At 59.5% G+C, this 25505-nt stretch carries 24 protein-coding genes and 1 tRNA gene; 9 read left to right on the forward strand and 16 right to left on the reverse strand.

Annotated elements, in window-relative coordinates; all coding sequences use genetic code 11:
- The first annotated feature begins 10 nt into the window (after positions 1-10).
- The 9 genes from tolR (at position 11) to nadA (ending at position 7204) form a co-directional block, all read left to right on the forward strand.
- Positions 11-463, forward strand: a complete 453-nt coding sequence (tolR, locus tag PGR6_RS06030) for a protein TolR (protein WP_167331185.1) — start codon at positions 11-13, stop codon at positions 461-463.
- Positions 463-1542: a cell envelope integrity protein TolA gene (tolA, locus tag PGR6_RS06035; protein WP_018926496.1), complete on the forward strand. Its 1080-nt coding sequence runs from the start codon at positions 463-465 to the stop codon at positions 1540-1542. The genes tolR and tolA overlap by 1 nt, the downstream gene beginning before the upstream one ends.
- A gap of 29 nt (positions 1543-1571) precedes the next feature.
- Positions 1572-2840, forward strand: coding sequence for a Tol-Pal system beta propeller repeat protein TolB (gene tolB, locus PGR6_RS06040; RefSeq protein WP_018926495.1), 1269 nt, complete (start codon positions 1572-1574; stop codon positions 2838-2840).
- Positions 2841-2892: 52 nt separating this feature from the next.
- A complete protein-coding gene (gene pal / locus PGR6_RS06045) occupies positions 2893-3390 on the forward strand; it encodes a peptidoglycan-associated lipoprotein Pal (RefSeq protein WP_003178634.1) in 498 nt (165 codons plus the stop codon).
- A gap of 6 nt (positions 3391-3396) precedes the next feature.
- A complete protein-coding gene (gene ybgF, locus PGR6_RS06050; protein WP_064616359.1) occupies positions 3397-4236 on the forward strand; it encodes a tol-pal system protein YbgF in 840 nt (279 codons plus the stop codon).
- A gap of 166 nt (positions 4237-4402) precedes the next feature.
- Positions 4403-5050, forward strand: coding sequence for a 7-carboxy-7-deazaguanine synthase QueE (gene queE, locus PGR6_RS06055; RefSeq protein ID WP_018926493.1), 648 nt, complete (start codon positions 4403-4405; stop codon positions 5048-5050).
- A gap of 1 nt (position 5051) precedes the next feature.
- Positions 5052-5744 (forward strand): 7-cyano-7-deazaguanine synthase QueC, encoded by a 693-nt coding sequence (gene queC / locus PGR6_RS06060; protein ID WP_064616361.1) that lies wholly within the window; start codon positions 5052-5054, stop codon positions 5742-5744.
- A 63-nt stretch (positions 5745-5807) separates the two neighbouring features.
- Positions 5808-5883, forward strand: a tRNA-Lys gene (locus PGR6_RS06065).
- A gap of 262 nt (positions 5884-6145) precedes the next feature.
- Complete coding sequence (gene nadA, locus PGR6_RS06070; protein WP_018926491.1) at positions 6146-7204, forward strand: quinolinate synthase NadA; 1059 nt, start codon at positions 6146-6148, stop codon at positions 7202-7204.
- 62 nt (positions 7205-7266) lie between these two features.
- On the opposite strand, the gene PGR6_RS06075 is transcribed toward nadA, so the two are convergent.
- The 16 genes from PGR6_RS06075 to gap form a co-directional block, all read right to left on the reverse strand.
- Positions 7267-7755, reverse strand: coding sequence for an RDD family protein (locus PGR6_RS06075; protein WP_064616363.1), 489 nt, complete (start codon positions 7753-7755; stop codon positions 7267-7269).
- A gap of 96 nt (positions 7756-7851) precedes the next feature.
- Entirely contained in the window at positions 7852-8064 is a 213-nt protein-coding gene (locus tag PGR6_RS06080) for a cold-shock protein (protein ID WP_007934683.1), read from the reverse strand.
- Positions 8065-8457: 393 nt separating this feature from the next.
- Positions 8458-9582, reverse strand: coding sequence for a glycine cleavage system aminomethyltransferase GcvT (gene gcvT, locus PGR6_RS06085; RefSeq protein ID WP_064616365.1), 1125 nt, complete (start codon positions 9580-9582; stop codon positions 8458-8460).
- A gap of 33 nt (positions 9583-9615) precedes the next feature.
- Positions 9616-10992 (reverse strand): L-serine ammonia-lyase, encoded by a 1377-nt coding sequence (locus tag PGR6_RS06090; RefSeq protein WP_018926488.1) that lies wholly within the window; start codon positions 10990-10992, stop codon positions 9616-9618.
- A 137-nt stretch (positions 10993-11129) separates the two neighbouring features.
- Positions 11130-13982 (reverse strand): aminomethyl-transferring glycine dehydrogenase, encoded by a 2853-nt coding sequence (gene gcvP, locus PGR6_RS06095; protein WP_064616367.1) that lies wholly within the window; start codon positions 13980-13982, stop codon positions 11130-11132.
- Between the two features lie 11 nt (positions 13983-13993).
- A complete protein-coding gene (gene gcvH, locus PGR6_RS06100; protein ID WP_018926486.1) occupies positions 13994-14368 on the reverse strand; it encodes a glycine cleavage system protein GcvH in 375 nt (124 codons plus the stop codon).
- 272 nt (positions 14369-14640) lie between these two features.
- The gene (locus PGR6_RS30125; RefSeq protein ID WP_018926485.1) at positions 14641-14790 is read right to left on the reverse strand and encodes a hypothetical protein; all 150 of its coding nucleotides are present in this window, start codon (positions 14788-14790) and stop codon (positions 14641-14643) included.
- 190 nt (positions 14791-14980) lie between these two features.
- Complete coding sequence (locus PGR6_RS06105) at positions 14981-16492, reverse strand: sigma-54-dependent transcriptional regulator (RefSeq protein WP_064616369.1); 1512 nt, start codon at positions 16490-16492, stop codon at positions 14981-14983.
- 171 nt (positions 16493-16663) lie between these two features.
- Entirely contained in the window at positions 16664-17026 is a 363-nt protein-coding gene (locus PGR6_RS06110; protein WP_064616371.1) for a DUF5064 family protein, read from the reverse strand.
- Positions 17027-17105: 79 nt separating this feature from the next.
- The gene (gene arcC / locus PGR6_RS06115; protein WP_018926482.1) at positions 17106-18035 is read right to left on the reverse strand and encodes a carbamate kinase; all 930 of its coding nucleotides are present in this window, start codon (positions 18033-18035) and stop codon (positions 17106-17108) included.
- Positions 18036-18129: 94 nt separating this feature from the next.
- Positions 18130-19140: an ornithine carbamoyltransferase gene (locus PGR6_RS06120; protein ID WP_064616373.1), complete on the reverse strand. Its 1011-nt coding sequence runs from the start codon at positions 19138-19140 to the stop codon at positions 18130-18132.
- A gap of 69 nt (positions 19141-19209) precedes the next feature.
- Positions 19210-20466 carry an arginine deiminase gene (gene arcA, locus PGR6_RS06125; RefSeq protein WP_018926480.1) on the reverse strand — a complete coding sequence of 419 codons (1257 nt, stop codon included), beginning with the start codon at positions 20464-20466 and terminating at the stop codon, positions 19210-19212.
- A gap of 51 nt (positions 20467-20517) precedes the next feature.
- A complete protein-coding gene (gene arcD / locus PGR6_RS06130; RefSeq protein ID WP_018926479.1) occupies positions 20518-21945 on the reverse strand; it encodes an arginine-ornithine antiporter in 1428 nt (475 codons plus the stop codon).
- A 447-nt stretch (positions 21946-22392) separates the two neighbouring features.
- The gene (locus PGR6_RS06135; protein WP_064616374.1) at positions 22393-23724 is read right to left on the reverse strand and encodes a CoA transferase; all 1332 of its coding nucleotides are present in this window, start codon (positions 23722-23724) and stop codon (positions 22393-22395) included.
- Between the two features lie 206 nt (positions 23725-23930).
- The gene (locus PGR6_RS06140) at positions 23931-24395 is read right to left on the reverse strand and encodes a methylglyoxal synthase (protein ID WP_064616377.1); all 465 of its coding nucleotides are present in this window, start codon (positions 24393-24395) and stop codon (positions 23931-23933) included.
- 18 nt (positions 24396-24413) lie between these two features.
- The gene (gene gap / locus PGR6_RS06145) at positions 24414-25415 is read right to left on the reverse strand and encodes a type I glyceraldehyde-3-phosphate dehydrogenase (RefSeq protein WP_018926476.1); all 1002 of its coding nucleotides are present in this window, start codon (positions 25413-25415) and stop codon (positions 24414-24416) included.
- Positions 25416-25505 lie beyond the last annotated feature (90 nt).

Below are 25505 nucleotides of genomic sequence, written 5' to 3' on the forward strand. Positions count from 1 at the left end.
AATGGCTTTAATCGCTCGAGCTCGCAAAAAGCGCAAGCCGGTTGCCGAGATGAACGTGGTGCCTTACATCGACGTGATGCTGGTACTGCTGGTCATCTTCATGGTGACCGCGCCGATGCTCAATCAGGGCGTGAAAGTTGATCTGCCCAAGGTTTCCAGCGAAGCCTTGCCGCAGGACAACAACACTCAGGTCCTGACCATTTCGATCAAGGCTGACAAGACCTACTACTGGAACCTTGGCAGCGAAGTCGACACCGAAAAGCAGCAGGACAAGGCCATGACCTTGCCGCAAATGACCGACGCCGTGACCAAGATCATTCGCGTTGGCAACGGTAACGGCAAGCGCACGCAGGTGTTCATTCGTGGCGACAAAACCGTCGATTATGGCTCCGTCATGGGCGCCATGGGCGGGTTGCAGAAGGCCGGGGTCGGTAATGTTGGCTTGATTACCGAGGCGCCCTGATGCAGCAACTGCGAGAGCCGTCCGCCTCGGAAAGCTACTTCTGGCCTAGTGTCTGGGCGATTGTCTTGCACGTGCTGGTGTTCGGCATGCTGTTCGTCAGTTTCGCCTTCACACCGGAGCTGCCGCCGGCCAAGCCGATTGTCCAGGCAACCCTGTACCAGCTGAAATCGAAAAGTCGGGCGACCACCCAGACCAATCAGAAGATCGCGGGTGAGGCGCAGAAATCTGCTGCGCGTCAGACCGAAGTCGAGCAGATGGAACAGAAGAAGGTCGAGCAGGAAGCGGTGAAGGCTGCGGAACAAAAGAAAGAAGAAGCGGCTCAAAAGGCCGAGGAAGCCAAGAAGGCCGACGAGTCGAAGAAAGCGGAAGAGGCGAAAAAGGCTGATGAAGCCAAGAAAGCCGACGAAGCGAAGAAGACCGCCGAAGCCAAAAAGGCCGAAGAGAAACAATTGGCTGATATAGCCAAGAAGAAAGCCGAAGAAGAAGCCAAAAAAGCTGCTGAAGAAGAGGCCAAGAAAGCGGCCGCTGAAGAAGCGAAGAAAAAGATCGTCGAAGACGCGAAGAAGAAAGCCGCGGAAGACGCCAAGAAGAAAGCTGAAGCGGAAGAGGCGAAGAAGAAAATCGCCGAAGACGCGAAGAAGAAAGCGACTGCCGATGCCGCGAAGAAGAAAGCGCAGGATGCGGCTCGCAAATCGGTAGAGGACAAGAAGGCTCAGGCTCTGGCTGACTTGCTGTCCGATAAGACCGAGCGTCAGCAGGCTTTGGCGGATGAGCAAGGCGATGAAACCGCGGGCAACTTTGATGATCTGATTCGTTCGCGAGCATCTGAAGGTTGGGCGCAGCCACCGTCGGCCCGCAAGGGCATGAAGGTGATTCTGCAAATCAACATGCTCCCTGACGGAACGATCTCCGGTGTTTCGGTTGCTCATTCCAGCGGTGACGCGCCGTTCGACAGTTCTGCAGTCGCGGCTGTAAAAAATATTGGTCGATTGACCGAAATGCAGGGTCTGAAGCCAGCTGATTTCGCACCCTATCGTTCATTCAAGATGACATTCACACCTGAGGATCTAGCCTTGTGAGAAACCTTCTTCGAGGACTGCTTGTAGTCATGTTCTGCTTTGCAGGACTGGCCACGGCAGATGAAAAAAATATCCTGGTCAGCAGTGGCAGCTCCCAGGCAACTCCAATTGCCGTTGTGCCTTTCGGCTTCCAGGGCGGTAGCGTGCTGCCGGACGACATGGCTGAGATTATCGGTAACGACCTGCGCAATTCGGGTTACTACGCGCCGATTCCAAAGCAGAACATGATCAGCCAGCCAAGCCAGGCCAGCGAAATCATCTACCGTGACTTCAAGGCGGTGGGTGCCCAGTACGTCATGGTCGGCAGCATTGTTCCGGCGGGCGGTCGCCTGCAGGTGCAGTACGCACTGTTCAACGTCGCCACCGAGCAGCAAGTGCTGACCGGCAGCGTGTCGGGCGGCGTCGATCAACTGCGCGACATGGCGCACTACATCTCCGACCAGTCGTTCGAAAAACTCACTGGTATCAAAGGTGCGTTCTCGACGCGTCTGCTGTACGTGACGGCCGAGCGTTTCTCTGAGAAGAACACTCGCTACACACTGCAACGTTCGGACTACGACGGTGCCCGTGCCGTGACGCTGCTGCAATCGCGCGAGCCAATCCTGTCGCCGCGTTTCGCACCGGATGGCAAGCGCATTGCCTACGTGTCGTTCGAGCAGAAGCGTCCACGCATTTTCATGCAGAACATCGACACCGGTCGCCGTGAGCAGATCACCAACTTCGAAGGCCTGAATGGCGCGCCAGCCTGGTCGCCGGATGGCAATCGCCTGGCATTCGTGTTGTCGAAAGACGGTAACCCGGACATCTACGTGATGAACCTGGGGTCGCGTCAGATCACCCGTGTCACCAATGGTCCTGGCATCAATACCGAACCGTTCTGGGGTAAGGATGGTTCGACCATCTACTTCACCTCTGACCGTGGCGGCAAGCCTCAGATCTATAAAACCAGCGCAGGCGGTGGTGGTGCGGAGCGTGTGACCTTCATCGGTAACTACAATGCCAACCCTAAACTGTCGGCCGATGAAAAGACCCTGGTAATGATTCACCGCCAGGACGGTTTCACCAACTTCAAGGTGGCGGCCCAGGATTTGCAGCGCGGTAGTGTAAAGATCCTCACTGATAGCACTCTGGACGAGTCTCCTACTGTTGCGCCCAACGGCACCATGGTAATCTACGCCACCCGCCAGCAGGGCCGGGGAGTCTTGATGCTCGTGTCCATTAATGGACGCGTGAGGCTCCCGCTTCCTACCGCACAAGGCGAAGTCAGAGAACCGTCCTGGTCCCCTTACCTGAACTGACGCGGCGCTATACGTTTTACTTAACACACTGGGGTTCATTAGGAGTTTCACGATGGAAATGCTGAAGTTTGGTAAATTTGCTGCGCTGGCTCTGGCCATGGCTGTAGCTGTAGGTTGCTCGTCCAAAGGCGGCGACAACGCCGGTGAAGGCGCTGTAGATCCAAACGCTGGTTACGGCGCTAACACTGGTGCAGTTGACGGCTCCCTGAGCGAAGAAGCTGCTCTGCGCGCAATCACCACCTTCTACTTCGAATACGACAGCTCGGACCTGAAGCCAGAAGCCATGCGCGCTCTGGACGTTCACGCCAAAGACCTGAAAGCAAACGGCGCTCGCGTTGTTCTGGAAGGCAACACCGACGAACGTGGTACTCGTGAGTACAACATGGCACTGGGCGAGCGTCGTGCGAAAGCCGTTCAGCGCTACCTGGTACTGCAAGGTGTTTCCCCAGCTCAGCTGGAACTGGTTTCCTACGGCGAAGAGCGTCCAGTTGCTACCGGCAACGACGAGCAGTCCTGGGCTCAAAACCGTCGCGTCGAACTGCGTAAGTAATTCGTCATGCGAACGTGCCGTCGTGCTGTAACTATTTTGGCTCTCAGTCTCGCACCGCTTGCGGTGTGGGCTGCGGTTCCTGTGGTCGAGGACAACTCCGGCTATAACAATAGCGGGAGCAGTTATCCGCCTGCAGGTTACGGTACGAACGGCGCCTATGCCGGGGGAGGGGTTTCGGCCCCTGTCTCGGCACAGGGCGAGCTGTTCAACCAACTGCAATCGATGCAGGAGCAGATCTCGCGCCAACAAGGCATCATTGAAGTTCTGCAAAATGATGTAGCGCGCATGAAGCAAGAGAACCTGGAGCGATATCAGGATCTTGATCGGCGCATAGGAACCGGCGTTGCACCAGCCGCGACTCCTGATAATTCTTCCGCCGGTGGCAATTTGAATGCCCCCGGTGCAGCAGCCGGCGCAGGTGCGGGAGCGGCTGCCGCTCAAGCCCCGGCCGCGGGTGGCGAACCGGCTGACCCGGCGAAGGAAAAACTGTATTACGATGCAGCCTTCGACCTGATCAAAGCCAAGGATTTCGACAAGGCCAGCCAGGCTTTCACCGCATTCCTGCGCAAATACCCGAACAGCCAATACGCGGGCAATGCCCAGTACTGGTTGGGGGAAGTGAACCTGGCCAAAGGCGATCTGCAAGGTGCGGGTCAGGCATTTGCCAAGGTTTCGCAGTTGTACCCCAAGCACCCCAAAGTGCCTGATTCGCTGTACAAGCTCGCTGATGTAGAGCGTCGTCTCGGTCATACCGACCGGGTCAAAGGCATTCTGCAACAGGTCGTGTCCCAATATCCGGGCACTTCCGCCGCTCAGCTGGCGCAACGGGACTTGCAGCGCATGTAAGCCTGTTTAGCCCGTTTTGAAGAAACCCGCGCTTGTCGCGGGTTTTTTCGTTAGAATTCATGCCCTTTTTATGAAACACGCTTTTTGGGATCTGCGCGTTGGCGGGGTTCCTTGAAGTGCCTGACGGAGGCGGACAGCCTGTTTAGCTGTTACGCCCGTGGCGACTATGCAAGACACATTGAGAATCACCGAAGTTTTCTACTCGTTGCAGGGTGAAACGCGGACTGCCGGGCTGCCCACTGTTTTTGTGCGCCTGACCGGTTGCCCATTGCGTTGCCAATACTGCGACAGCGCCTACGCGTTCACTGGCGGCACCCTCCGCACGCTCGACGACATCCTCGAGCAAGTGGCCGGTTTTCGCCCGCGTTACGTCTGTGTCACGGGCGGTGAGCCCTTGGCGCAGCCCAATGCCATTCCCTTGCTCAAGCAGTTGTGTGACGCCGGTTACGAAGTGTCGCTGGAAACCAGCGGCGCGCTGGACATCTCGGCGGTCGATCCACGGGTCAGTCGCGTCGTCGACCTGAAAACCCCGGGTTCGAAAGAAGCCCACCGCAACCGCTACGAGAACATCGAACTGCTCACGCCCAACGATCAGGTGAAGTTTGTCATCTGCTCGCGGGAAGACTATGACTGGGCCGTGTCCAAGCTGATTCAATACGGTTTGAACGAGCGTGCCGGCGAAGTCCTGTTCTCGCCGAGCCACCATGACCTGAATGCACGTGATCTGGCGGACTGGGTGGTGGCGGACAATCTGCCTGTGCGTCTGCAATTGCAGCTGCATAAATATCTTTGGAATGACGAGCCGGGGCGCTGAAATGACTGAACAACTGAACACTGCTGAAAAACGTGCGGTCATCCTGCTGTCCGGCGGCCTAGACTCGGCGACGGTCGTGGCCATGGCCCGTGCCGAAGGCTATAGCTGCTACACCATGAGCTTCGATTACGGTCAGCGCCACCGTGCCGAACTGCAAGCCGCCGAGCGTGTTGCCCGCGACTTGGGTGTGGTCGAGCACAAGGTGATCGGCCTGAACCTGAACGGTATCGGCGGCTCGGCCCTGACCGACAGTTCCATCGACGTACCGGAGGCGCCGAGCGAAGGCATTCCGGTGACTTATGTGCCGGCGCGCAACACGGTGTTTCTGTCCCTGGCGTTGGGTTGGGCCGAAGTGCTGGGTGCGCGTGACATCTTTATCGGTGTAAACGCGGTGGATTATTCCGGTTACCCGGATTGCCGTCCCGAGTTCATCGAAGCCTTCGAGCTCATGGCTAATCTGGCGACCAAGGCCGGTGTAGAAGGGAATGGCTTCCGTATCCAGGCGCCCCTGCAGAACCTGAGCAAGGCGCAGATCGTTCAGGCGGGCGTGAAGCTTGGCGTCGATTACGGGCTGACCGTTTCCTGCTATCAGGCGGACGATAACGGCCGTGCTTGCGGTAAATGCGACAGCTGCCGTCTGCGTGCAGAAGGCTTTGCGGCGGCCGGAATCAGCGACCCGACACCTTATTTTTGATTTATTTCAAATTAGGTGTTGAATAGTCCTTAAAAATCAGTATTATACGCGCCACCACACAGCGGGTCGTTAGCTCAGTTGGTAGAGCAGTTGGCTTTTAACCAATTGGTCGTAGGTTCGAATCCCACACGACCCACCATTTTAAAAAATCTGGAAGGCCCACGTAAGTGAGGATTTCCGGGTTTTTTTTTGCCCGCGATTTGAGGTTGTCCCGGTCCGGGATCGCACCGAGTGACGCAGGTCAGAATCATCTTTTGCATCCGCCGGATATTCTGTAGCCTTGCGCAGCTTCAACGCTGTCCGTGCCTGATGAATACTCACTCTCCCGGCGGTACCCCGAAGGGTCCGGAGCCGGGTGTATACTCGACTTTCGCGCGAAAGCGCCTGCAGGTCTTGCGAACATGACGCAGATTTCCGAACGCCTTCTGGTTCAAGCCCACCTCGACGCCAAGCAGCCCAAGCCGCTGACAGCCGAGGAAGAGGCTTATTACCGCACAGCCATCGCAGCCGAGCTCAAAGCTCAGGACGCGGTGCTGGTTGCACACTTCTATTGCGATCCAGTCATTCAGGCCCTGGCCGAAGAAACCGGTGGCTGCGTCTCCGACTCTCTGGAGATGGCCCGCTTCGGCAATGCTCACCCGGCCAAGACCGTAGTGGTCGCCGGTGTGAAATTCATGGGCGAAACCGCCAAGATCCTCAACCCTGAAAAACGTGTGCTGATGCCAACCCTGGAAGCGACCTGCTCGCTGGACCTGGGTTGCCCGGTGGACGAGTTCTCGGCGTTCTGCGATCAGCACCCGGAACGCACGGTGGTGGTATATGCCAACACCTCGGCAGCAGTCAAAGCCCGGGCGGATTGGGTGGTGACTTCCAGTTGCGCGCTGGAAATCGTCGAAAGCCTGATGGATAACGGCGAAACCATCATCTGGGGCCCGGACAAGCACCTGGGGACTTACATCCAGCGCCAGACCGGCGCCGACATGCTGCTGTGGGATGGTGCCTGCATCGTTCACGAAGAGTTCAAGGCCAAGCAGCTCGAAGACATGAAAGCGCTGTACCCGGACGCGGCCATTCTGGTGCACCCGGAGTCGCCGACCGCCGTGATCGAATTGGCCGATGCGGTGGGTTCCACCAGTCAGCTGATCGCTGCTGCGCAAAGCCTGCCGAACAAGACCCTGATCGTTGCCACCGACCGCGGCATCTTCTACAAGATGCAGCAGCTGTGCCCGGACAAGGTCTTTATCGAAGCGCCAACGGCCGGTAACGGCGCGGCTTGCCGCAGTTGCGCGCATTGCCCGTGGATGGCGATGAACACCCTTGAACGCACGCTGAAGAGCTTGAAGGAGGGGACCAACGAGATCTTCGTCGATCCGGCGTTGATTCCGCAGGCGATTCGGCCGTTGAAGCGCATGCTCGATTTCACGCAGGCGGCGCGGATGAAGCTGGCGGGTAACGCCTGATTCGTTGGCAGTGAGCCAAAAAAACGCCCCGGGTTGATCGGGGCGTTTTTGCATCTGGAGGATTATTTGGTCTTCTTCGGAATCCGCACCAACTGGGTGTTGGAATAGATGTCGTGCCAGCTGCGCTTCTGCTTGTCGAACAGCGACCAGAAGAACCCCAGCCCGAGGCATAACCAGGACGCGATCGACACCACAAAGCGCAGCAGCGCCTGCCACAGGCTGATGGATGAGCCGTCGGCGTTTTGTACGCGGATGCACCACACCTGCATGCCCAGGGTCTGGCCCGACCAGGTCCAGAACTTGGCGAAGAAGCCGAACAGCACAAACAGCAGAACCGTCGACAGCAGTGGGTCACCGTCCAGGGCGCCGGCCTCGGTCAGGGTGCGCATCCGGTCTTCGCCGATGATCGCCATCTGGATCATCTTGTAAACGCCGCTGGTGACGATCAGCAGCGCGGTGCACAGCAGGAAGTCGTAGAACATCGCTGCCAGGCGACGACCCAGGCCTGCGGCGGGAAAGTCGCCTTGGGGGTTGAGCAGGTGTTTCGACATGGCTGCCTCAGAACGGAAAAAAGAAGCCATTTTACGGATTTGCGCGCACAAAAAAGCCCCTGATGTCAGCATCAGGGGCTTTTTCGTAACAGAAGATTAGCCTTCTGCTTGTACTTCGTCAGCCTGCATGCCTTTCTGGCCTTGCACAGCAACGAACGTCACTTTCTGGCCTTCTTTCAGGCTCTTGAAGCCGTTGCCCTGAATAGCGCGGAAATGCACGAACAGATCCGGACCGCTTTCTGGAGTGATAAAACCAAAACCTTTCTCGTCGTTAAACCACTTGACGGTACCGCTCTGACGTTGGGACATTTCTTATTTCCTTTGACGCAAAAATGAATGACAGTCTCCTTCTCATGAAAGAGTACTGGGGCTGGTTGCAGGAGAGTAAGAAGACGTCGAACGGGATGTAGCTAACTTGTAGGCTACTGCCCAGGTCACGATTTCCAAGCGACCCATGCAAACACAGTGATCAAACTCTACGCCAACTACGGGAGAAAAAACAAGCCCCGCGAAGGCCCGGATTTCCTCAGGTTGATGGCAATTAGAGTGGTCACTAGTGCGGGCTTATTCGATCGAGTTGTTCATTGCTTTTCGATTGTTATAAGTAACGTTCATAAACGAAACGTATGCACTATTTTATGGCGGTTGCGTTACAGATTAGTGCACTGTTAACGCAACCGCGTTACTTATAGAAACAGTCAATCAGCCACGATAGTAGCGTTGTGGAACAAATGGCATTTTGCTTACAAGCAAAGGCACCTTTTTCCCACGCACAATGGCCCAAACTGGCGTTTCCAAAACGGTATAAGCGCTGTCGAGGTAACCCATGGCCAAAGGACCGCCCAAGGTCGGACCGAAGCCGCCGCTACAAACGCTGCCGATGATTTCGCCAGCTTCGTTGACGATCTCTGCACCTTCACGCACCGGTGTACGTTCCTGCGGCAGCAGGCCAACGCGCTTGCGGCTGACACCGGTTTGCTGTTGGGCGAACACGGTTTCGGCGCCAGGGAAACCGCCGGCCCGCGCACCATCGGCACGTCGAGGCTTGGAGATGGCCCACAGCAGGCTTGCTTCGATCGGCGTGGTTTCGGTGTTCATGTCGTGGCCGTACAGGCACAGACCGGCTTCCAGGCGCAGGGAATCGCGGGCGCCGAGGCCGATGGCCTCGACTTCCGGTTCGGCCAGCAGGGCGCGAGCCAGCGCTTCGGCGTTGGCCGCCGGCACGGAGATTTCGTAACCGTCTTCGCCGGTGTAGCCCGAACGGCTGACAAAGCAGTCCACGCCCAACAGTTTCACGCGGGTGAACTGCATGAAGGTCATCTTCGCAACTTCCGGTGCCAGGCGTGCGAGCACGGTGACGGCAGCCGGGCCTTGCAGAGCGAGCAGGGCACGCTCTTCGAACAGCGGTTCAATGGTGCACTGGTCGCCGATGTGCTTGCGCAGGTGCGCCAGGTCCTGGTCCTTGCAGGCGGCGTTGACCACCAGGAACAGTTCGTCGTTACCGAGGTTGGCGACCATCAGGTCGTCGAGGATGCCACCGGTCTCGTTGGTGAACATCGCGTAGCGCTGCATGCCCTCCGGCAGGTCGATGATGTCCACCGGCACCAGGGTTTCCAGGGCTTTGGCGGCGTTGGCACCGGTCAGGCGGATCTGGCCCATGTGCGACACATCGAACAGCCCGGCCTGATCACGGGTGTGCTGGTGTTCTTTCATCACGCCCAACGGGTATTGCACCGGCATGTCATAACCGGCGAACGGCACCATGCGGGCGCCGAGTTCGAGGTGCAGTGCGTGCAACGGGGTCTTCAACAGTTGTTCGGTGGACATATACAGCTCCTGAAAATAGTGCAGATGCGCGCATCAGCACTCGATAATGTTGACCGCCAAACCGCCACGGGCGGTTTCCTTGTATTTGCTTTTCATGTCGGCGCCGGTCTGGCGCATGGTGCGGATGACCTTGTCGAGGGAGACGAAGTGCTGACCGTCGCCACGCAGGGCCATGCGCACCGCATTGATGGCCTTGACCGAACCCATGGCGTTGCGCTCGATGCAAGGCACTTGCACCAGTCCGCCAATCGGGTCGCAGGTCAGGCCGAGGTTGTGTTCCATGCCGATTTCGGCCGCGTTTTCCACCTGCTGCACCGTACCGCCGAGCACTTCGCACAAGGCGCCGGCCGCCATGGAACAGGCAACGCCGACTTCACCCTGACAGCCGACTTCGGCGCCGGAGATCGAGGCGTTTTCCTTGTACAGAATGCCGATTGCAGCGGCCGTCAGTAGAAAACGCACCACGCCGTCTTCGTTGGCACCGGGGATGAAGCGCATGTAGTAATGCAGCACCGCCGGGATAATGCCGGCTGCACCATTGGTGGGCGCAGTGACCACGCGTCCGCCGTTGGCGTTTTCTTCATTGACCGCCAGGGCGTACAGGTTGACCCAGTCCAGTACCGACAGTGGATCGCGCAGCGACGATTCCGGGTTTTTGCACAGTTGCCGATGCAATGCCGCCGCCCGCCGTTTGACCTTCAGCCCACCGGGCAGGATGCCTTCGTTGCGGCAACCGGCGGCGACGCAGTCTTGCATCACTTGCCAGATCTTCAGCAGTCCGGCACGGGTTTCCGCTTCCGGGCGCCAGGCGCTTTCGTTGGTCAGCATCACCTGACTGATCGATAAACCGTAGGTGCTGCAGTGACCAAGCAGGTCCTTGGCGCTTTTGAACGGGAAGGTCAGCGGCGTGGCGTCTTCAACGATGCGGTCGGCGCCGGCAGCGTCTTCATCGACCACGAACCCGCCACCGACCGAGTAATACTCGCGGCTGCGCACTTGCAGGCCGGCCGCGTCGAATGCGCGAAAGATCATGCCGTTGGGGTGATAGGCCAACGGTTTGCGAATCATTGCCAGGTGTTCTTTCTCGTTGAACGCGATGCTGTGTTCACCGAGCAGGTTCAAGCGACCGCTGCTGCGAATCTCTTGCAGGCGGGCGGTGACGGTTTCGGTGTCCACGGTGTCCGGGTGTTCGCCTTCCAGGCCCAGCAATACGGCCTTGTCACTGCCGTGGCCTTTGCCGGTGGCGCCGAGCGAGCCGTAGAGCTCGACTTTGACGCAGGTAGTTGCCGATAGCAGCCCTTCACGGCGCAGACCTTCGGCGAAGCGCGCAGCGGCACGCATCGGGCCGACGGTGTGGGAGCTGGAGGGGCCGATACCAATTTTGAACAGGTCGAACACGCTTAACGACATGGTTGTTCTCCGGTTTCTTGTTATGAGGATCGACACAGATCCGATGGGGGAACTGCGATCCTGTGGGAGCAGGCAAGCCAGCTCCCACAGGAGGAGTACGGTGTTCTTGAAGGGGGCGAGCAACTCACCCCCCTAGATCAAGCGTAGCTTTCGATCGACGGGCAGGCGCAGACCAGGTTGCGATCGCCAAACACGTTGTCGACGCGACCGACCGGCGGCCAGTACTTGGCTTCGATCAGCGACGCTACCGGGTAAACGGCTTGCTCGCGGTTGTACGGATGAGTCCACTCGCCGACGATTTCCGCAGCGGTGTGCGGGGCGTTTTTCAGTGGGTTGTCATCCTTGTCCAGCGTGCCGTTTTCTACCGCACGGATTTCTTCGCGGATGCGAATCATGGCGTCGCAGAAGCGGTCCAGTTCTTCCTTGGATTCGCTCTCGGTCGGCTCGATCATCAACGTGCCGGCCACCGGGAACGACATGGTCGGGGCGTGGAAGCCGAAGTCGATCAGGCGCTTGGCCACGTCATCGACGCTGATGCCGCTGCTGTCTTTCAGCGGACGCAGGTCGAGGATGCATTCGTGCGCCACCAGACCGTTGCTGCCGGTGTACAGCACTGGATAGTGCTCTTCGAGGCGACGGGAAATGTAGTTGGCATTCAGGATCGCCAATTGCGAAGCGCGCTTGAGGCCGGCGCCACCCATCATTCGAATGTACATCCAGGTGATCGGCAGAATGCTCGCGCTGCCGAACGGTGCCGCGCAGACCGCGCCTTCCTTGCGTTCCATCTGGGCGTGGCCCGGCAGGAACGGCGTCAGGTGCGACTTGACGCCAATCGGGCCGACGCCTGGGCCGCCACCGCCGTGTGGGATGCAGAAGGTTTTGTGCAGGTTCAGGTGCGATACGTCGCCGCCGAACTTGCCCGGTGCGCAGAGGCCGACCATGGCGTTCATGTTCGCGCCATCGATATACACCTGACCGCCGTTGTCGTGAATGATGCCGCAGATTTCGCGGATGCCTTCTTCGAACACACCGTGGGTCGACGGGTAGGTGATCATCAGCGCGGCGAGGTGTTCGCGGTGCTCGATGGCCTTGGCGCGCAGGTCTTCGATGTCGACGTTGCCGCGGGCATCGCACGCGGTCACAACCACACGCATGCCGGCCATGTTGGCGGTGGCCGGGTTGGTGCCATGGGCGGACGACGGGATCAGGCAGATGTCGCGACGGTCTTCGCCACGGCTCTGGTGGTAGGCACGGATCGCCAACAGACCGGCGTATTCACCCTGGGAACCGGCGTTCGGTTGCAGGGAGATCGAGTCGTAACCGGTGGCGGCGCAGAGCATCGCTTCCAGTTCATCGGTCAGTTGCTGATAGCCGGCGCTTTGCTCGGCCGGAGCGAACGGGTGCAGGGCACCGAATTCAGCCCAGGTCACCGGGATCATTTCGCTGGCGGCGTTGAGTTTCATGGTGCAGGAACCCAGTGGGATCATGGTGCGATCCAGGGCCAGGTCCTTGTCCGCCAGTTTGCGCAGGTAGCGCATCAGCTCGGTTTCGGAGTGATAACGGTTGAACACCGGGTGGCTGAGGATTGGCGATTGGCGAACCAGTGCGGCCGGGAGGGTGCTTTGGACCGAGGCGGCCAATGCAGCGAAGTCCGGCAGGGCCTTGCCGTCGGCCAGCAGGCTCCACAGGGTTTCGACGTCAGCCTGGCTGCTGGTTTCGTCGAGGGACAGACCCAGACGCTCAGCATCGACCACGCGCAGATTGATTTTCTGCGCATGGGCCTTGTCGTGCAGGGCAGCTGTTTGCGCGCCGGTTTTGATCGTCAAGGTGTCGAAGAAGCTGGCTTGCTCGACGCTCAGGCCCAGTGCGCTCAAGCCTTTGGCGAGGATCGCGGTCAGGTGATGAATGCGATTGGCGATCTGCGTCAGGCCTTTCGGGCCGTGGTATACGGCGTACATGCTGGCGATGTTGGCCAACAGCACCTGGGCGGTGCAGATGTTGCTGGTGGCTTTCTCGCGACGGATGTGTTGCTCGCGGGTCTGCATGGCCAGGCGCAGGGCCGGCTTGCCGAAACGGTCCACGGAAACGCCGACCAGACGGCCCGGCATGTCGCGCTTGAACGCATCCTTGGTGGAGAAGTACGCCGCGTGCGGGCCACCGAAGCCCAGCGGAACACCGAAGCGTTGCGCGCTGCCGATGGCCACGTCGGCGCCGAACTCGCCCGGCGGGGTCAGCACGGTCAGGGCCAGCAGGTCAGCAGCGACCGCGACCAGCGCATTCGCCGCGTGGAAGCGCTCGGTCAGTTCGCGGTAGTCGAACACGTCACCGTTGCTGGCCGGGTATTGCAACAAGGCGCCGAAGAACGGCGTCACGTCGGTCAGTTCACGCTCGTCGCCCACCACAACGTCGATGCCCAAAGGCTCGGCACGGGTGCGCAAAACGTCGAGGGTTTGCGGGTGGCAATGAACGGAGGCGAAGAAGGCGTGGCTGCCTTTGTTCTTGCTCAGGCGTTTGCAGAAGGTCATCGCTTCGGCGGCAGCGGTGGCTTCGTCCAGCAGCGAGGCGTTGGCGATCGGCAGGCCGGTCAGGTCGCTGATCAGGGTCTGGAAGTTCAGCAGCGCTTCGAGACGACCCTGGGAAATTTCCGGTTGGTACGGGGTGTAGGCGGTGTACCAGGCCGGGTTTTCCAGCAGGTTGCGCAGGATTGGCGACGGCGTGTGAGTGCCGTAGTAGCCCTGACCGATGTAGGTCTTGAACAGCTGGTTTTTGCCGGCGATGGATTTGATCAACGCCAGGGCATCGGCTTCGCTCAGGCCGTCTTCGAGGCCGAGGACGCTGGTGCCTTTGATGCTGTCGGGAATGACGCTGGCGCTCAGGGCTTCCAGGGAGTCGAAACCGAGGCTGTTGAGCATGGCTTGCTCGTCGCCTGCACGCGGGCCGATGTGGCGGGTGATGAATTCGTTGGCGGTCGTCAGATTGACTTGAGTCATGTCGGCGCTCCTCAGGCTTGGGCAATCAGACGGTCGTAAGCGTCTTGATCCAGCAGTTGGCCGACAGCCGAGGCGTCGGTTGGCTTGAAGCGGAAGAACCAGCCTTCGCCCAGCGGATCTTCGTTGACCAGTTCAGGGCTGCTATCGAGGGCCGGGTTGGTCTCGACCACTTCTCCGTCCAGAGGCATGTACACGCCGCTGGCAGCTTTTACCGACTCCACGGTGGCGGCTTCTGCGCCTTTGTCGTAGGACTGCAGCTCAGGCAGTTGTACGAAAACCACGTCGCCCAGTGCGTTCTGTGCGAAAGCGGTGATGCCGACCGTAACGGTGCCGTCAGCTTCGGTGCGCAGCCATTCGTGATCTTCAGTAAAACGCAACTCGCTCATGGAAACTCCTAAGGGGGCCAGACTCGTCTGGTGGACGCGATGGAATGCAGGGGCAAAAACCCTGCTTTATAGGAGGTTACTAAGCAAAAAGGCGGCCAATGTTATTTTTATGTTTAAAAACAATAACTTATAAGTTTTCGTAAGCCGTTATATTTCTGCAGCTGTAGCGAAATCGCTACAGCCTGAAGCAAAGAAAAAAGCCTAGGTGGATCAAAGCCTTGGACAGCGGTGATCAGGATGGGGTGTATTGATATCATTCCACTGTAGCGCTTTCAGTACAGATGGAGGTCGCTTTTAATGGGTTTTTCCCGGTAATCCCTGAAGAAACCTTTTATGTAGGAGCGAGGCTTGCCCGCGAAGCTTTTAGCGGTCTTGATGGCCTCTTCGCGGGCAAGCCTCGCTCCTACAGTAATGCTGTTCACTTAAACACACTCTTCAGTCATGCCTACCTTTTGTGGCGAGCGAGCTTGCTCGCGCTGGGCTGCGTAGCGGCCCCAAAAATCTGACAACCATTGCCGATTTTTGTGAGTGCTGCGCACTCAAGCGGGAGCAAGCTCCCTCGCCACAGGTCTCTCTGACTCAATACTTCCTTAAGTGAACGGCATTGCGCTTCTACAGGGGCTTATTGGGAATCCCGTACTTGCGCAACCGATGGGCAATCGCGGTGTGGGAGGTTTGCAGGCGGCTGGCCAGTTGGCGGGTCGAGGGGTAGCTGACGTAGAGCTTTTCCAGCAGGTCCTTCTCGAACGCTTCCATGGCCTGTTCGAGGCTGTCGACCTCAATGTCGCTCTGGCGCGCCACAGAGGTGCCGGCGATGTCGAGGTCGCCGATGTCCACCAGGCTGCTTTCGCAAATCGCCGCGGCGCGGAAGATCACGTTCTGCAATTGCCGTACGTTGCCTGGCCAGCGATTGCCCAGCAGCGCCGGGTAAGTGCCAGGGGCCAGGCGACAGACCGGACGCTGGATCTGCGCGCAGGCCTGCTGCATGAAGTAACGCGCCAGTAGCAAAATGTCCTGGCCGCGCTCGCGCAGGGGCGGGACTTCGACATTCAGCACGTTGAGGCGATAGAACAGGTCTTCGCGGAAAGTGCCTTCGCTGACCATTTTTTCCAGGTCGCGATGGGTCGCGCTGAGGATCCGCACGTTGACCTTCACTTCGCGATCGCCGCCAACCCGACGGAAGCTGCCGTCGTTGAGAAAGCGCAGCAGTTTCGCCTGCAAATACGGCGACATTTCACCGATCTCGTCGAGAAATACCGTGCCCTGGTTGGCCAGTTCCATCAGCCCCGGCTTGCCGCCCCGTTGCGCCCCGGTGAAAGCGCCGGGGGCGTAGCCGAACAGTTCGCTTTCGGCGAGGTTTTCCGGCAGTGCCGCGCAGTTCAAGGCCAGGAACGGCGAACTGTGGCGGGCGCTGATGGCGTGGCAGGCGCGGGCCACCAGTTCTTTGCCGGTGCCGGTTTCACCCTGGATCAGCAACGGTGCATCGAGGGCTGCGACGCGTTGTGCGCGGGCCTTGAGCGTACGAATGGCAGGGGATTCGCCGAGCAGGGCATCGAAACCTTCAGCGTGATCGTGGTGCAGCGCCGAGAGGCGTTCACCGATGCGGTTCGGTTGATACAGGGTCAGCAGGGCGCCGGCGTCGGTGATCGGCGTGGCATCCAGCAGCAGGGTTTGACCGTTGACGGTGATCTCGCGCAGCGGCAGGCGGAAGCCGTTTTCCAGCAATGTGTCGAGCAGCGCCGGGTCGGCAAACAGCTCGCTGATGCTTTCACCCGCCGGTTCGCGACCGTACAGGGCAATCAGTGCCGGGTTGGCCAGCAGCACCTTGCCGGCGCTGTCCAGGGCCAGCACCGGGTCGGTCATGGCGGCGAGTAGCGCATCGAGCTGCAAGTGACGGCGTTGGCCGGGAAGGATGTCGACCACCGTCACCGCTTGCACGCCACGCACGTTGAACAGCGCATCGCGCAGCTCTTCGAGCACGGCCGGACTCAAGGTCGGGGCGTCGATGTAGACGTTGGGTGGCACCATTTCCACCGCATCCAGATTGAGATTGCGCCCACCGAGCAGGGCCAGGACTTCCTGGGTGATACCGACGCGGTCGATGAAACTGACGTGGATGCGCATGGGGCGGTTTGGTTCTGGAGTGCGGAGGGTGGCAAGTATGCCTTGGAGGAGGGTTGGAGGTGAAATCGGCAATCGGAGATTGCTTGTAAAGATCGCAGCCTTCGGCAGCTCCAGGAGAATACGTTCGGTGTGGGAGCTGCCGAAGGCTGCGATCCGTTGATCTTCCAGACGTTATTCCAGGTGTTCGGGTCTGACCGGGTCGCCGGATTTCATATTGAGCTGTACCCGCACGTCTTCGAACATTGCGTCGTAGTACGGGTGAATTGGACCGATGCTGCTCAGCGTCTTGGGGATGCCGTACTTCTCGGCGATTCTGGTGACGTTACTGGCGAAGTTATAGGCCTGATCCTTCGGCAGAAAAAATGACTCCTTCAGTTCCTTGCCCTGGATGCTGCCGTGCATCGTGAACTGCATCCCTTTGCCCTCCTTGGGATCCTGGGTGACCTCATAGTCGATACACACGTTGTAGCTGACATCGTCCTTGTTCAGCGCATGGCGCTCGATGTGCAGGTGTCCGGGTTCGAACGTAGCCATTGGCGTCTCTCCTTCAAAGGCATTGAATCAGGGCAGACCTCACGCCTGCCCCCCTGCGTTTCTTTCTATTCGTTTCTTTCTATTGATAACTGATGCCAGGCGTCGCTGTGCTGATACGGGTGCCGGCCTTGCCCTGGATGATCGCTTCGATGTCCGAGAGTGAACCGATTACCGCGACTTTCCCAGTATGGCGGGCGAACTCGCAGGCCGCCTGGACCTTTGGTCCCATGGAGCCGGCGGCGAAGCCGAGTTTGTCCATTTCATCGGGGTGAGCCTGGGCGATGGCTTTCTGGGTGGGCTTGCCGAAATCGATAAAGGCCGCATTGACGTCAGTGGCGATCACCAACAGATCGCTTTCCAACTGTTCGGCCAGCAGTGCCGAGCACAGGTCTTTATCGATCACCGCTTCCACACCCTGCAGTTTGCCGTTGGCGTCGTAGATCGTCGGGATGCCGCCACCACCGGCGCAGATCACGATGCTGCCTTTTTCCAGCAGCCACTTGATCGGGCGGATTTCGAAGATACGTTTGGGTTTCGGGCTGGCGACCACGCGCCGGAACTTGTCGCCGTCCGGGGCGATGGCCCAGCCTTTCTCGGCGGCGAGTTTCTCGGCGTCGGCCTTGGAATAGACCGGACCGATCGGTTTGCTGGGGGCCTGGAACGCCGGGTCGTTGGGGTCGACTTCGACCTGGGTCAGCAGGGTGGCGAAGGGCACTTCGAAGTCCAGCAGGTTGCCCAGTTCCTGTTCGATGATGTAGCCGATCATGCCGTCGGTTTCGGCGCCGAGTACGTCCAGCGGGTAAGGCGAAACCTGGCTGTAGGCCGCCGCTTGCAGCGACAACAGGCCGATCTGCGGACCATTGCCGTGGGCAATCACCAGTTGGTTGCCGGGATGAATCTTGGCGATCTGTTCGGTGGCGATCCGGATGTTCGCGCGCTGGTTGTCCGCGGTCATGGGCTCACCCCGGCGGAGCAGGGCGTTACCGCCCAGAGCAATGACGATACGCATAGTGCAGTCCTTCTAAATAGGGGCGGGCAATCTGATCTCCCTGATGATCGTTCCCACGGGGACCGTGGGAACGATCATCAGCAAGTGTTCAGCCTCAGACATCCGCCAGCGCCGACACCAGAATAGCCTTGATGGTGTGCATACGGTTTTCCGCTTGCTCGAAGGCGATGTTGGCCGGCGATTCGAAGACTTCTTCAGTTACTTCGACGCCGTTGGCCAGGTGCGGATAGCGTGCGGCGATGTCCTTGCCGACCTTGGTTTCGCTGTTGTGGAACGCCGGCAGGCAGTGCATGAACTTCACGCGCGGGTTGCCCGAGGCCTTCATCATGTCGGCGTTGACCTGGTACGGCAGCAGTTGCTCGATGCGCTCGTCCCACGCTTCCACCGGCTCACCCATCGACACCCAGATGTCAGTGTGGATGAAGTCCACGCCCTTGACCGCGGCTTTCGGGTCTTCGGTGATGGTGATGCGCGCGCCGCTCTCTTCGGCGAAGGCTTTGCACTGATCGATGAAGTCCTGATGCGGCCACAGCGCTTTCGGTGCGGCGATGCGCACGTCCATGCCGAGTTTGGCGCCGATCATCAGCAACGAATTACCCATGTTGTAGCGCGCATCGCCCAGGTAGGCGTAGCTGATGTCGTGCAGCGGTTTGTCGCTGTGTTCGCGCATGGTCAGGGTGTCGGCGATCATTTGCGTCGGGTGGAATTCAGCGGTCAGGCCGTTGAATACCGGTACGCCGGCGAACTTGGCCAGCTCTTCGACGATTTCCTGTTCGAAGCCACGGTACTCGATAGCGTCGAACATCCGCCCCAGCACGCGGGCGGTGTCCTTCATGCTTTCCTTGTGGCCGATCTGCGACGACACCGGGTCGATGTAGGTGACGTGGGCGCCCTGGTCATGGGCCGCGACTTCGAAGGCGCACCGGGTGCGGGTCGAGGTTTTTTCGAAGATCAGCGCGATGTTCTTGCCTTGCAGGTGCGGACGCTCGGTGCCGGTGTATTTGGCGCGCTTGAGGTCGCGGGACAGGTCCAGCAGGTAGTGCAGCTCGCGAGTGGTGTGGTGCATCAGCGAGAGCAGGCTGCGGTTGCGCATGTTGAAAGCCATGATTGGATCTCCTTGGGTGTCGGTTATCCCCTCGGCCGTGCTGGATAAGCATCGGCCAAGGCTCGAAAGTTAATAATCGATAGGGTCGCGAATGATCGGGCAGGTCATGCAGTGGCCACCGCCACGCCCGCGCCCGAGCTCACTGGCGCTGATGGTGATGACCTCGACGCCGGCCTTGCGCAGCAGGGTGTTGGTGTAGGTGTTGCGGTCGTAGCCGATGACCACGCCTGGCTCCACCGCCACCACGTTGTTGCCGTCGTCCCATTGCTCGCGTTCGGCGGCAAAGGCGTTACCGCCGGTTTCGACAACGCGCAGCGCCTTGAGGTTGAGGGCCTTGGCCACGGTGTCGAGGAAGCTGGTTTCTTCACGGCGCACGTCGATGCCGCCCGGTTTGCTTTCATCGGGGCGCAGGCTGAAGGCGACGATCTGCTTCACCACTTCCGGGAAAATCGTCACCAGGTCGCGGTCGCAGAAGCTGAACACGGTGTCCAGGTGCATCGCCGCGCGGGATTTCGGCAGGCCGGCGACGATGACTCGTTCCACGGCTTTGTTCTTGAACAGGTTGACCGCCAATTGGCCGATGGCCTGGCGGGACGAGCGCTCGCCCATGCCGATCAATACCACGCCGTTGCCGATCGGCATCACGTCACCGCCCTCTAGGGTGGCGTTGCCATGGTCCTGGTCGGGGTCGCCGTACCAGATCTGGAAGTCGGCGTTGGTGAACTGCGGGTGGAATTTGTAGATGGCGGTGGCCAGCAAGGTTTCCTGACGACGCGCCGGCCAGTACATCGGGTTCAGGGTCACGCCGCCATAGATCCAGCAGGTGGTGTCGCGGGTGAACTGGGTGTTGGGCAGCGGCGGCAGAATGAAGCTGGAATGACCGAGGAAGTCGCGGAACATCTGAATGGTCTTGCCACCGAAACTGTCCGGCAGGTCATCGGCGGAAACCCCGCCGATGAGGAATTCGGCGATCTTGCGTGGCTCTAGGCTACGTAGCCAGGCCCCCACTTCATGGACCAGGCCGAGACCGACCGAATTGGCGGTGATCTTGCGCTCCAGAATCCAGTCCAGCGCTTCAGGCATCGCGACGATGTCGGTCAGCAGGTTGTGCATTTCCAGCACGTCGACACCACGCTCGCGCATTTTGGTGACGAAGTCGAAGTGGTCGCGTTTGGCTTGGGCGACCCACAGCACATCATCGAACAGCAGTTCGTCGCAGTTGTTCGGGGTCAGCCGCTGGTGGGCCAGGCCGGGGGAGCAAACCATGACTTTGCGCAGTTTGCCGGCTTCGGAATGGACGCCGTACTTAACTTTTTCCGTGGTCATTACCGTGTTCCTCCAGATCAAAACATTCAGGTGCTGCTTTTCATTACAGTGCTAAAGGGTCAGAAAGCCGGCATACAGCCCATAGGCCGCCACCAGGGCGCCTACGACGACGGCGGCGAAAATCAGCTTCTCGACGTTAGTGAAAACCGGTTTGTCGACTTCAAGTTTGGCCTTGGCGAACAGGATCGCACCGGGGGCATACAGCAGGGCGGAGAGCAGCAGGTATTTGACGCCGCCGGCGTACAGCAGCCAGATCGCGTAGATCAACGCGATGCCACCGATGACCAGGTCTTTGCTGCGCTCGGCCACAGCGTTTTCATAGCTCTCACCGCGCACTGCCAGCAGCAGGGCATAGGCCGCCGACCACAGATAGGGCACCAGGATCATCGAGGTAGCGAGGTAGATCAGCGACAGGTAAGTGCTGGCCGAAAACAGTGTGATGATCAGAAACAGCTGCACCATCGCGTTGGTCAGCCACAGCGCGTTGGCCGGTACAAGGTTGGCGTTTTCACGGCGCAAAAACGCCGGCATGGTGTGGTCCTTGGCGGCAGCGAACATGATCTCCGCGCACAGCAACACCCATGACAGCAACGCCCCGAGCAAGGAAATGATCAGGCCGACGCTGATCAGCACCGCGCCCCAATGACCAACCACATGTTCCAGCACCGCAGCCATCGACGGGTTCTGCAGTTTCGCCAGCGCGGGTTGGGTCATGATCCCCAGGGACAACACGTTCACCAGCATCAGGAACAACAGCACGGTGATGAAGCCGATGACGGTGGCTTTACCCACGTCGCTGCGTACTTCGGCACGGGCCGAGAAAATGCTCGCGCCTTCGATGCCGATGAACACCCACACGGTGACCAGCATCATGTTGCGCACCTGGTTCATCACACTGCCCAGGTCAGGGTTTTTGATGCCCCAGATGTCGGCGGTGAAAATCTCCAGTTTGAACGCGAACAAGGCGATCAACACGAACAGCAGCAGCGGTACGACCTTGGCGACGGTGGTTACCAGGTTGATGAACGCCGCTTCCTTGATTCCCCGTAAAACCAGAAAGTGCACCGCCCAAAGCAGCAGCGAGGCGCCGATTACCGAAGCCACGGTATTTCCCTCCCCAAAAATGGGGAAGAAGTAGCCGAGGGTGCTAAACAAGAGAACGAAGTAACCCACATTGCCCAGCCAGGCACTGATCCAGTATCCCCAGGCCGACGAGAAACCCATGTAGTCGCCGAAACCGGCCTTGGCGTAGGCATAAACACCGCCATCCAGCTCAGGCTTGCGATTGGCCAGGGTCTGGAAGACGAAAGCGAGGGTCAACATGCCCACTGCGGTGATTACCCAACCAATAAGAACAGCACCGACATCCGCACTGGCGGCCATGTTCTGGGGCAAAGAGAAGATTCCGCCACCAATCATTGAACCGACCACTAAAGCAACGAGCGCACCGAGTTTCAGTTTTCCGGGGGATTCAGACATAGCATGACTCCAGTGCAGGAGAAGAGAGACAACAGAGTAGTTCTGCTGGCTGTTCAATCAGCTGACATAGATCAGTGCATGGGCACATTCCATTGTTAATGAAAGACTTATGTATCTTTCTCGGACATCGCGGTTTTGCCGGGGAAGCCCTGTTCAGAAGGGGGTAAGTCAGGTGGGCGTAAGCGGTATTGCTTGGGTTTTGAAATTAGTGTGTTTCTGCGGTTTCGCCAATTTTCTGATAACTGTTTTATATGACAGATTTGATTTATCTGGTGCGCGGTACTGGAATTAATGAATAAACGTTATTTCGTTTTATCTGTTTAGTTAAAAATAACTACATGACAGTGTTTGCGGTGACTGTTCGGGCCTCATCGCGGGCAAGCCACGCTCCCACAGGATCACGCTCTACCTGTGGGAGCGGGCTAGCCCGCGAAAGCTATCTGGTGATCACCACCACTGCGCGCGATGGGCGCCCAGTTCCCCGGCCGGCAGCGCCCATTGCAGTGGCGTCCCGGTGATCTTCAACGGCACCTGTAACCGATGGGCCGGTCCCCACGGCGTTTGCTCAATCAACATCCCTTGATCGTGGTCATCCTCTGCGCGCAACGGCTCGTTGGTTCCGGCGCCATGTTCGATCAACAGCTTCGCCGTCCGTGCCAGCGACAGCCGCGCAGAGCCACCGTGCCCCAATAGCTTGATCGCACTGGCCGCCATCAAATACCCGGTGGCATGGTCAAGGGCCTGGACCGGCAGCGGTGTCGGTTTATCCGCCTTCTTCCAGTGCATGCCCGCGTCGGCAATCCCGCTGCTCATCTGCACCAGGCTGTCGAAGCCGCGACGGTTCTGCCAAGGGCCGCTCCAGCCGTAAGCGTTGAGGCAAACATCGATCAGGCCCGGGGCCAGTGCCTGGCGTTGGGCGATGCCGTAACCCAGGCGTTCCAAGGCATCGGCGCGGTAGCCGTGGAGCAGGATGTCGGCGTCCTTGAGCAGGCTTTCGAACACCGCGCGATCGGCTTTGTCGTGCAGATCCAGGCGCGCACAGCGTTTGCCCAGGGTGACTTCCGGCACCACGCCCGGTTCGTTCCAGGTCGGTGGGTCGATGCGCAGCACGTCGGCGCCGAGCCCGGCGAGGAAGCGGCTGGCGATCGGGCCGGCGAGCACTCGCGTGAGGTCCAGTACCTTGATTCCGGCCAGCGGTTGCGCCACCGAGCCTTGCCACGGTTTGGCGGTTGGGCTGCCATCGACGCTGAACTGAATCAACGGCTCGGCGTTCACGGCCCGACCTTGGGGGTGAGCTTGCCATTGCTTCCAGCTGCGCATCTCGGCGGCGCAACCACCGGCCTCGACCACCGCTTGTTCCAGATCGCTTTTCGCCCACTGAGCCACTTTGCTCGCCATCGCTGCGCGGTCGGCACAGGCGCCGAGCACTGACTCAGCAGCGGCGCGGTGATGGGGCGCGTTGGTGTGCAGGCGGATCCAGCCGTCCTTGGTCGCGTAGTCACCGGCGACCGGATCCCACAACGGCGGGACGCTCCAGCCCACGGGGCGGATCGAGGTGGCGAACCAGAACGACGCCAGGCGGCGGTCAACTTCAAGGCTGGGCAAACGACCGGTTTGCCGGTGCAGCAGTTCGCTGGCGGCCTGGCCGGCGGCAGCAATGCTGGCGCAGGCCAGATCGGTCACGGCAAATGCCGAGGGCAGGGCGCCGCTCGAGGTGAACGGGATTGGGGTGTGAGGCAAGCCGAGTGCGGCTTGAATGGACGTGAGTAAATCAGTCATCGAAGGCCCTCCGGAGCGAGAGCCCGAGCATAGTTCAAAAAGACGGCTCGGCCAGATGAAATCCTGTAGAGAGAGCGGTGCGGCGCTCCGACTTGCCCGCGAAGTCGTTGACCGTGTTGCGACCTTCGCGGGCAAGCCTCGCTCCTACGGGGATATGCATTCCCGTGGGAGCGAGCCTGTTGTCACAGAGGATTTATGCCAGCGCTTTACCCACGCCCCTGCAGATAGGTCGCGTAATCCGGGATGCGGTGTTCGTGAGCCTGATCCATCAACGGGCTGCTGAGCAGGTAGTCGGCGCTGCATTCGTTGCAGGCCACGGGGATGTTCCACACCGCCGCGACCCGCAGCAACGCCTTGATGTCCGGGTCGTGGGGTTGCGGTTCGAACGGGTCCCAGAAGAACACCAGCATGTCGACGCGCTGCTCGGCGATTTGCGCGCCGAGTTGCTGGTCGCCGCCCAGTGGACCGCTGATCATGCTTTCCACCGGCAGGCCGAGGCGTTGTTGCAACAACAACCCCGTGGTGCCGGTGGCGACCAGTTCATGCTGCGCGAGTTTGTCTTTCTGCCGCTCGGCCCAGTCCAGCAAAAACACTTTGCAATGGTCATGGGCGACCAGGGCGATACGCTTGCGCGCCGCCATGGTCTTATGCGTAAAGCTGATACCGATCATCGGTTGCTGCTCCACGGTTTACTCTGCGTTGCAGAGCGCCAGGCAGTTATCGAGCATGCGGTTGGAGAAGCCCCACTCGTTGTCGTACCAGGCCAGCACTTTGAGCAGCTTGCCGCTGGACTTGGTGTGGTTGGCGTCGAAGATCGACGACAGCGGGTTGTGGTTGAAGTCGCTGGATACCAGCGGCAGGGCGTTGTAGCCGAGAATCTTCGAGTGTTGGCTGGCTTGTTTGAGCAGCGCATTCACTTCATCGGCCGACGCTTCGCGCTTGAGCTGCACGGTCAGGTCCACCAGCGACACGTTGATCACCGGAACACGCACTGCCATGCCGGTCAGTTTGCCCGCCAGGTCCGGCAGCACCAGGCCTACCGCTTCAGCGGCGCCGGTCTTGCTCGGGATCATGTTCTGGGTGGCGGAACGGGCGCGGTACGGGTCGGTGTGGTAGACGTCGGTCAGGTTCTGGTCGTTGGTGTAGGCGTGAATAGTGGTCATCAGACCGCTTTCGATGCCCAGCTCGCGGTGTAGCACCTGGGCCACAGGGGCCAGGCAGTTGGTGGTGCACGAGGCGTTGGAAATGATCTGGTGCGACTGGCGCAGAATGTCGTGGTTAACCCCATAAACCACAGTGGCGTCGGCGCCTTTGGCCGGGGCCGAGATAATCACTTTGCGCGCGCCGGCCGTAATATGGGCGGCGGCTTTGGCGCGGTCGGTGAACAGACCAGTGCATTCGAATACGACGTCGACCTTCTCCGCGGCCCAGGGCAGTTCGGCCGGGTTGCGAATGGCGCTGACCGAAATACGGTCGCCGTTGACGGTCAGGCTTTCCTGATCGTGCTGGACATCGGCATCGAATGTGCCGTGAACGGTGTCGTATTTCAGGAGGTGAGCATTCATCGAACTGTCGCCCAGGTCGTTGATTGCCACGATCTGCAGATCCTGACGATAGCCTTGGGTATACAGTGCGCGCAGGACATTACGGCCGATACGGCCAAAACCATTGATTGCGATTCGAAGAGTCATTTACAGCGCCGCCGTCGTTTTGTTGTTGGAATTACAAGATTATTCGCAAAAAAATAGAAAACAAGCCTTTTTAGTGGCAATATTTTGTTT

The organism is Pseudomonas sp. GR 6-02, from assembly GCF_001655615.1.
Lineage (GTDB): Bacteria > Pseudomonadota > Gammaproteobacteria > Pseudomonadales > Pseudomonadaceae > Aquipseudomonas.

Coding starts and splice junctions, on each gene's coding strand:
- PGR6_RS06105 (WP_064616369.1), bottom strand. CDS start 16,492: ATGCGCATCCACGTCAGTTTCATCGACCGCGTCGGTATCACCCAGGAA.
- gap (WP_018926476.1), bottom strand. CDS start 25,415: ATGACTCTTCGAATCGCAATCAATGGTTTTGGCCGTATCGGCCGTAAT.
- nadA (WP_018926491.1), top strand. CDS start 6,146: ATGACGCAGATTTCCGAACGCCTTCTGGTTCAAGCCCACCTCGACGCC.
- PGR6_RS06135 (WP_064616374.1), bottom strand. CDS start 23,724: ATGACTGATTTACTCACGTCCATTCAAGCCGCACTCGGCTTGCCTCAC.
- PGR6_RS06090 (WP_018926488.1), bottom strand. CDS start 10,992: ATGTCGTTAAGCGTGTTCGACCTGTTCAAAATTGGTATCGGCCCCTCC.
- queC (WP_064616361.1), top strand. CDS start 5,052: ATGACTGAACAACTGAACACTGCTGAAAAACGTGCGGTCATCCTGCTG.
- PGR6_RS06110 (WP_064616371.1), bottom strand. CDS start 17,026: ATGGCTACGTTCGAACCCGGACACCTGCACATCGAGCGCCATGCGCTG.
- arcA (WP_018926480.1), bottom strand. CDS start 20,466: ATGACCACGGAAAAAGTTAAGTACGGCGTCCATTCCGAAGCCGGCAAA.
- ybgF (WP_064616359.1), top strand. CDS start 3,397: ATGCGAACGTGCCGTCGTGCTGTAACTATTTTGGCTCTCAGTCTCGCA.
- arcC (WP_018926482.1), bottom strand. CDS start 18,035: ATGCGTATCGTCATTGCTCTGGGCGGTAACGCCCTGCTCCGCCGGGGT.
- tolA (WP_018926496.1), top strand. CDS start 463: ATGCAGCAACTGCGAGAGCCGTCCGCCTCGGAAAGCTACTTCTGGCCT.
- gcvP (WP_064616367.1), bottom strand. CDS start 13,982: ATGACTCAAGTCAATCTGACGACCGCCAACGAATTCATCACCCGCCAC.
- PGR6_RS06120 (WP_064616373.1), bottom strand. CDS start 19,140: ATGGCTTTCAACATGCGCAACCGCAGCCTGCTCTCGCTGATGCACCAC.
- tolB (WP_018926495.1), top strand. CDS start 1,572: ATGTTCTGCTTTGCAGGACTGGCCACGGCAGATGAAAAAAATATCCTG.
- PGR6_RS06075 (WP_064616363.1), bottom strand. CDS start 7,755: ATGTCGAAACACCTGCTCAACCCCCAAGGCGACTTTCCCGCCGCAGGC.
- PGR6_RS06080 (WP_007934683.1), bottom strand. CDS start 8,064: ATGTCCCAACGTCAGAGCGGTACCGTCAAGTGGTTTAACGACGAGAAA.
- arcD (WP_018926479.1), bottom strand. CDS start 21,945: ATGTCTGAATCCCCCGGAAAACTGAAACTCGGTGCGCTCGTTGCTTTA.
- gcvT (WP_064616365.1), bottom strand. CDS start 9,582: ATGTCCACCGAACAACTGTTGAAGACCCCGTTGCACGCACTGCACCTC.
- PGR6_RS06140 (WP_064616377.1), bottom strand. CDS start 24,395: ATGATCGGTATCAGCTTTACGCATAAGACCATGGCGGCGCGCAAGCGT.
- pal (WP_003178634.1), top strand. CDS start 2,893: ATGGAAATGCTGAAGTTTGGTAAATTTGCTGCGCTGGCTCTGGCCATG.
- queE (WP_018926493.1), top strand. CDS start 4,403: ATGCAAGACACATTGAGAATCACCGAAGTTTTCTACTCGTTGCAGGGT.
- gcvH (WP_018926486.1), bottom strand. CDS start 14,368: ATGAGCGAGTTGCGTTTTACTGAAGATCACGAATGGCTGCGCACCGAA.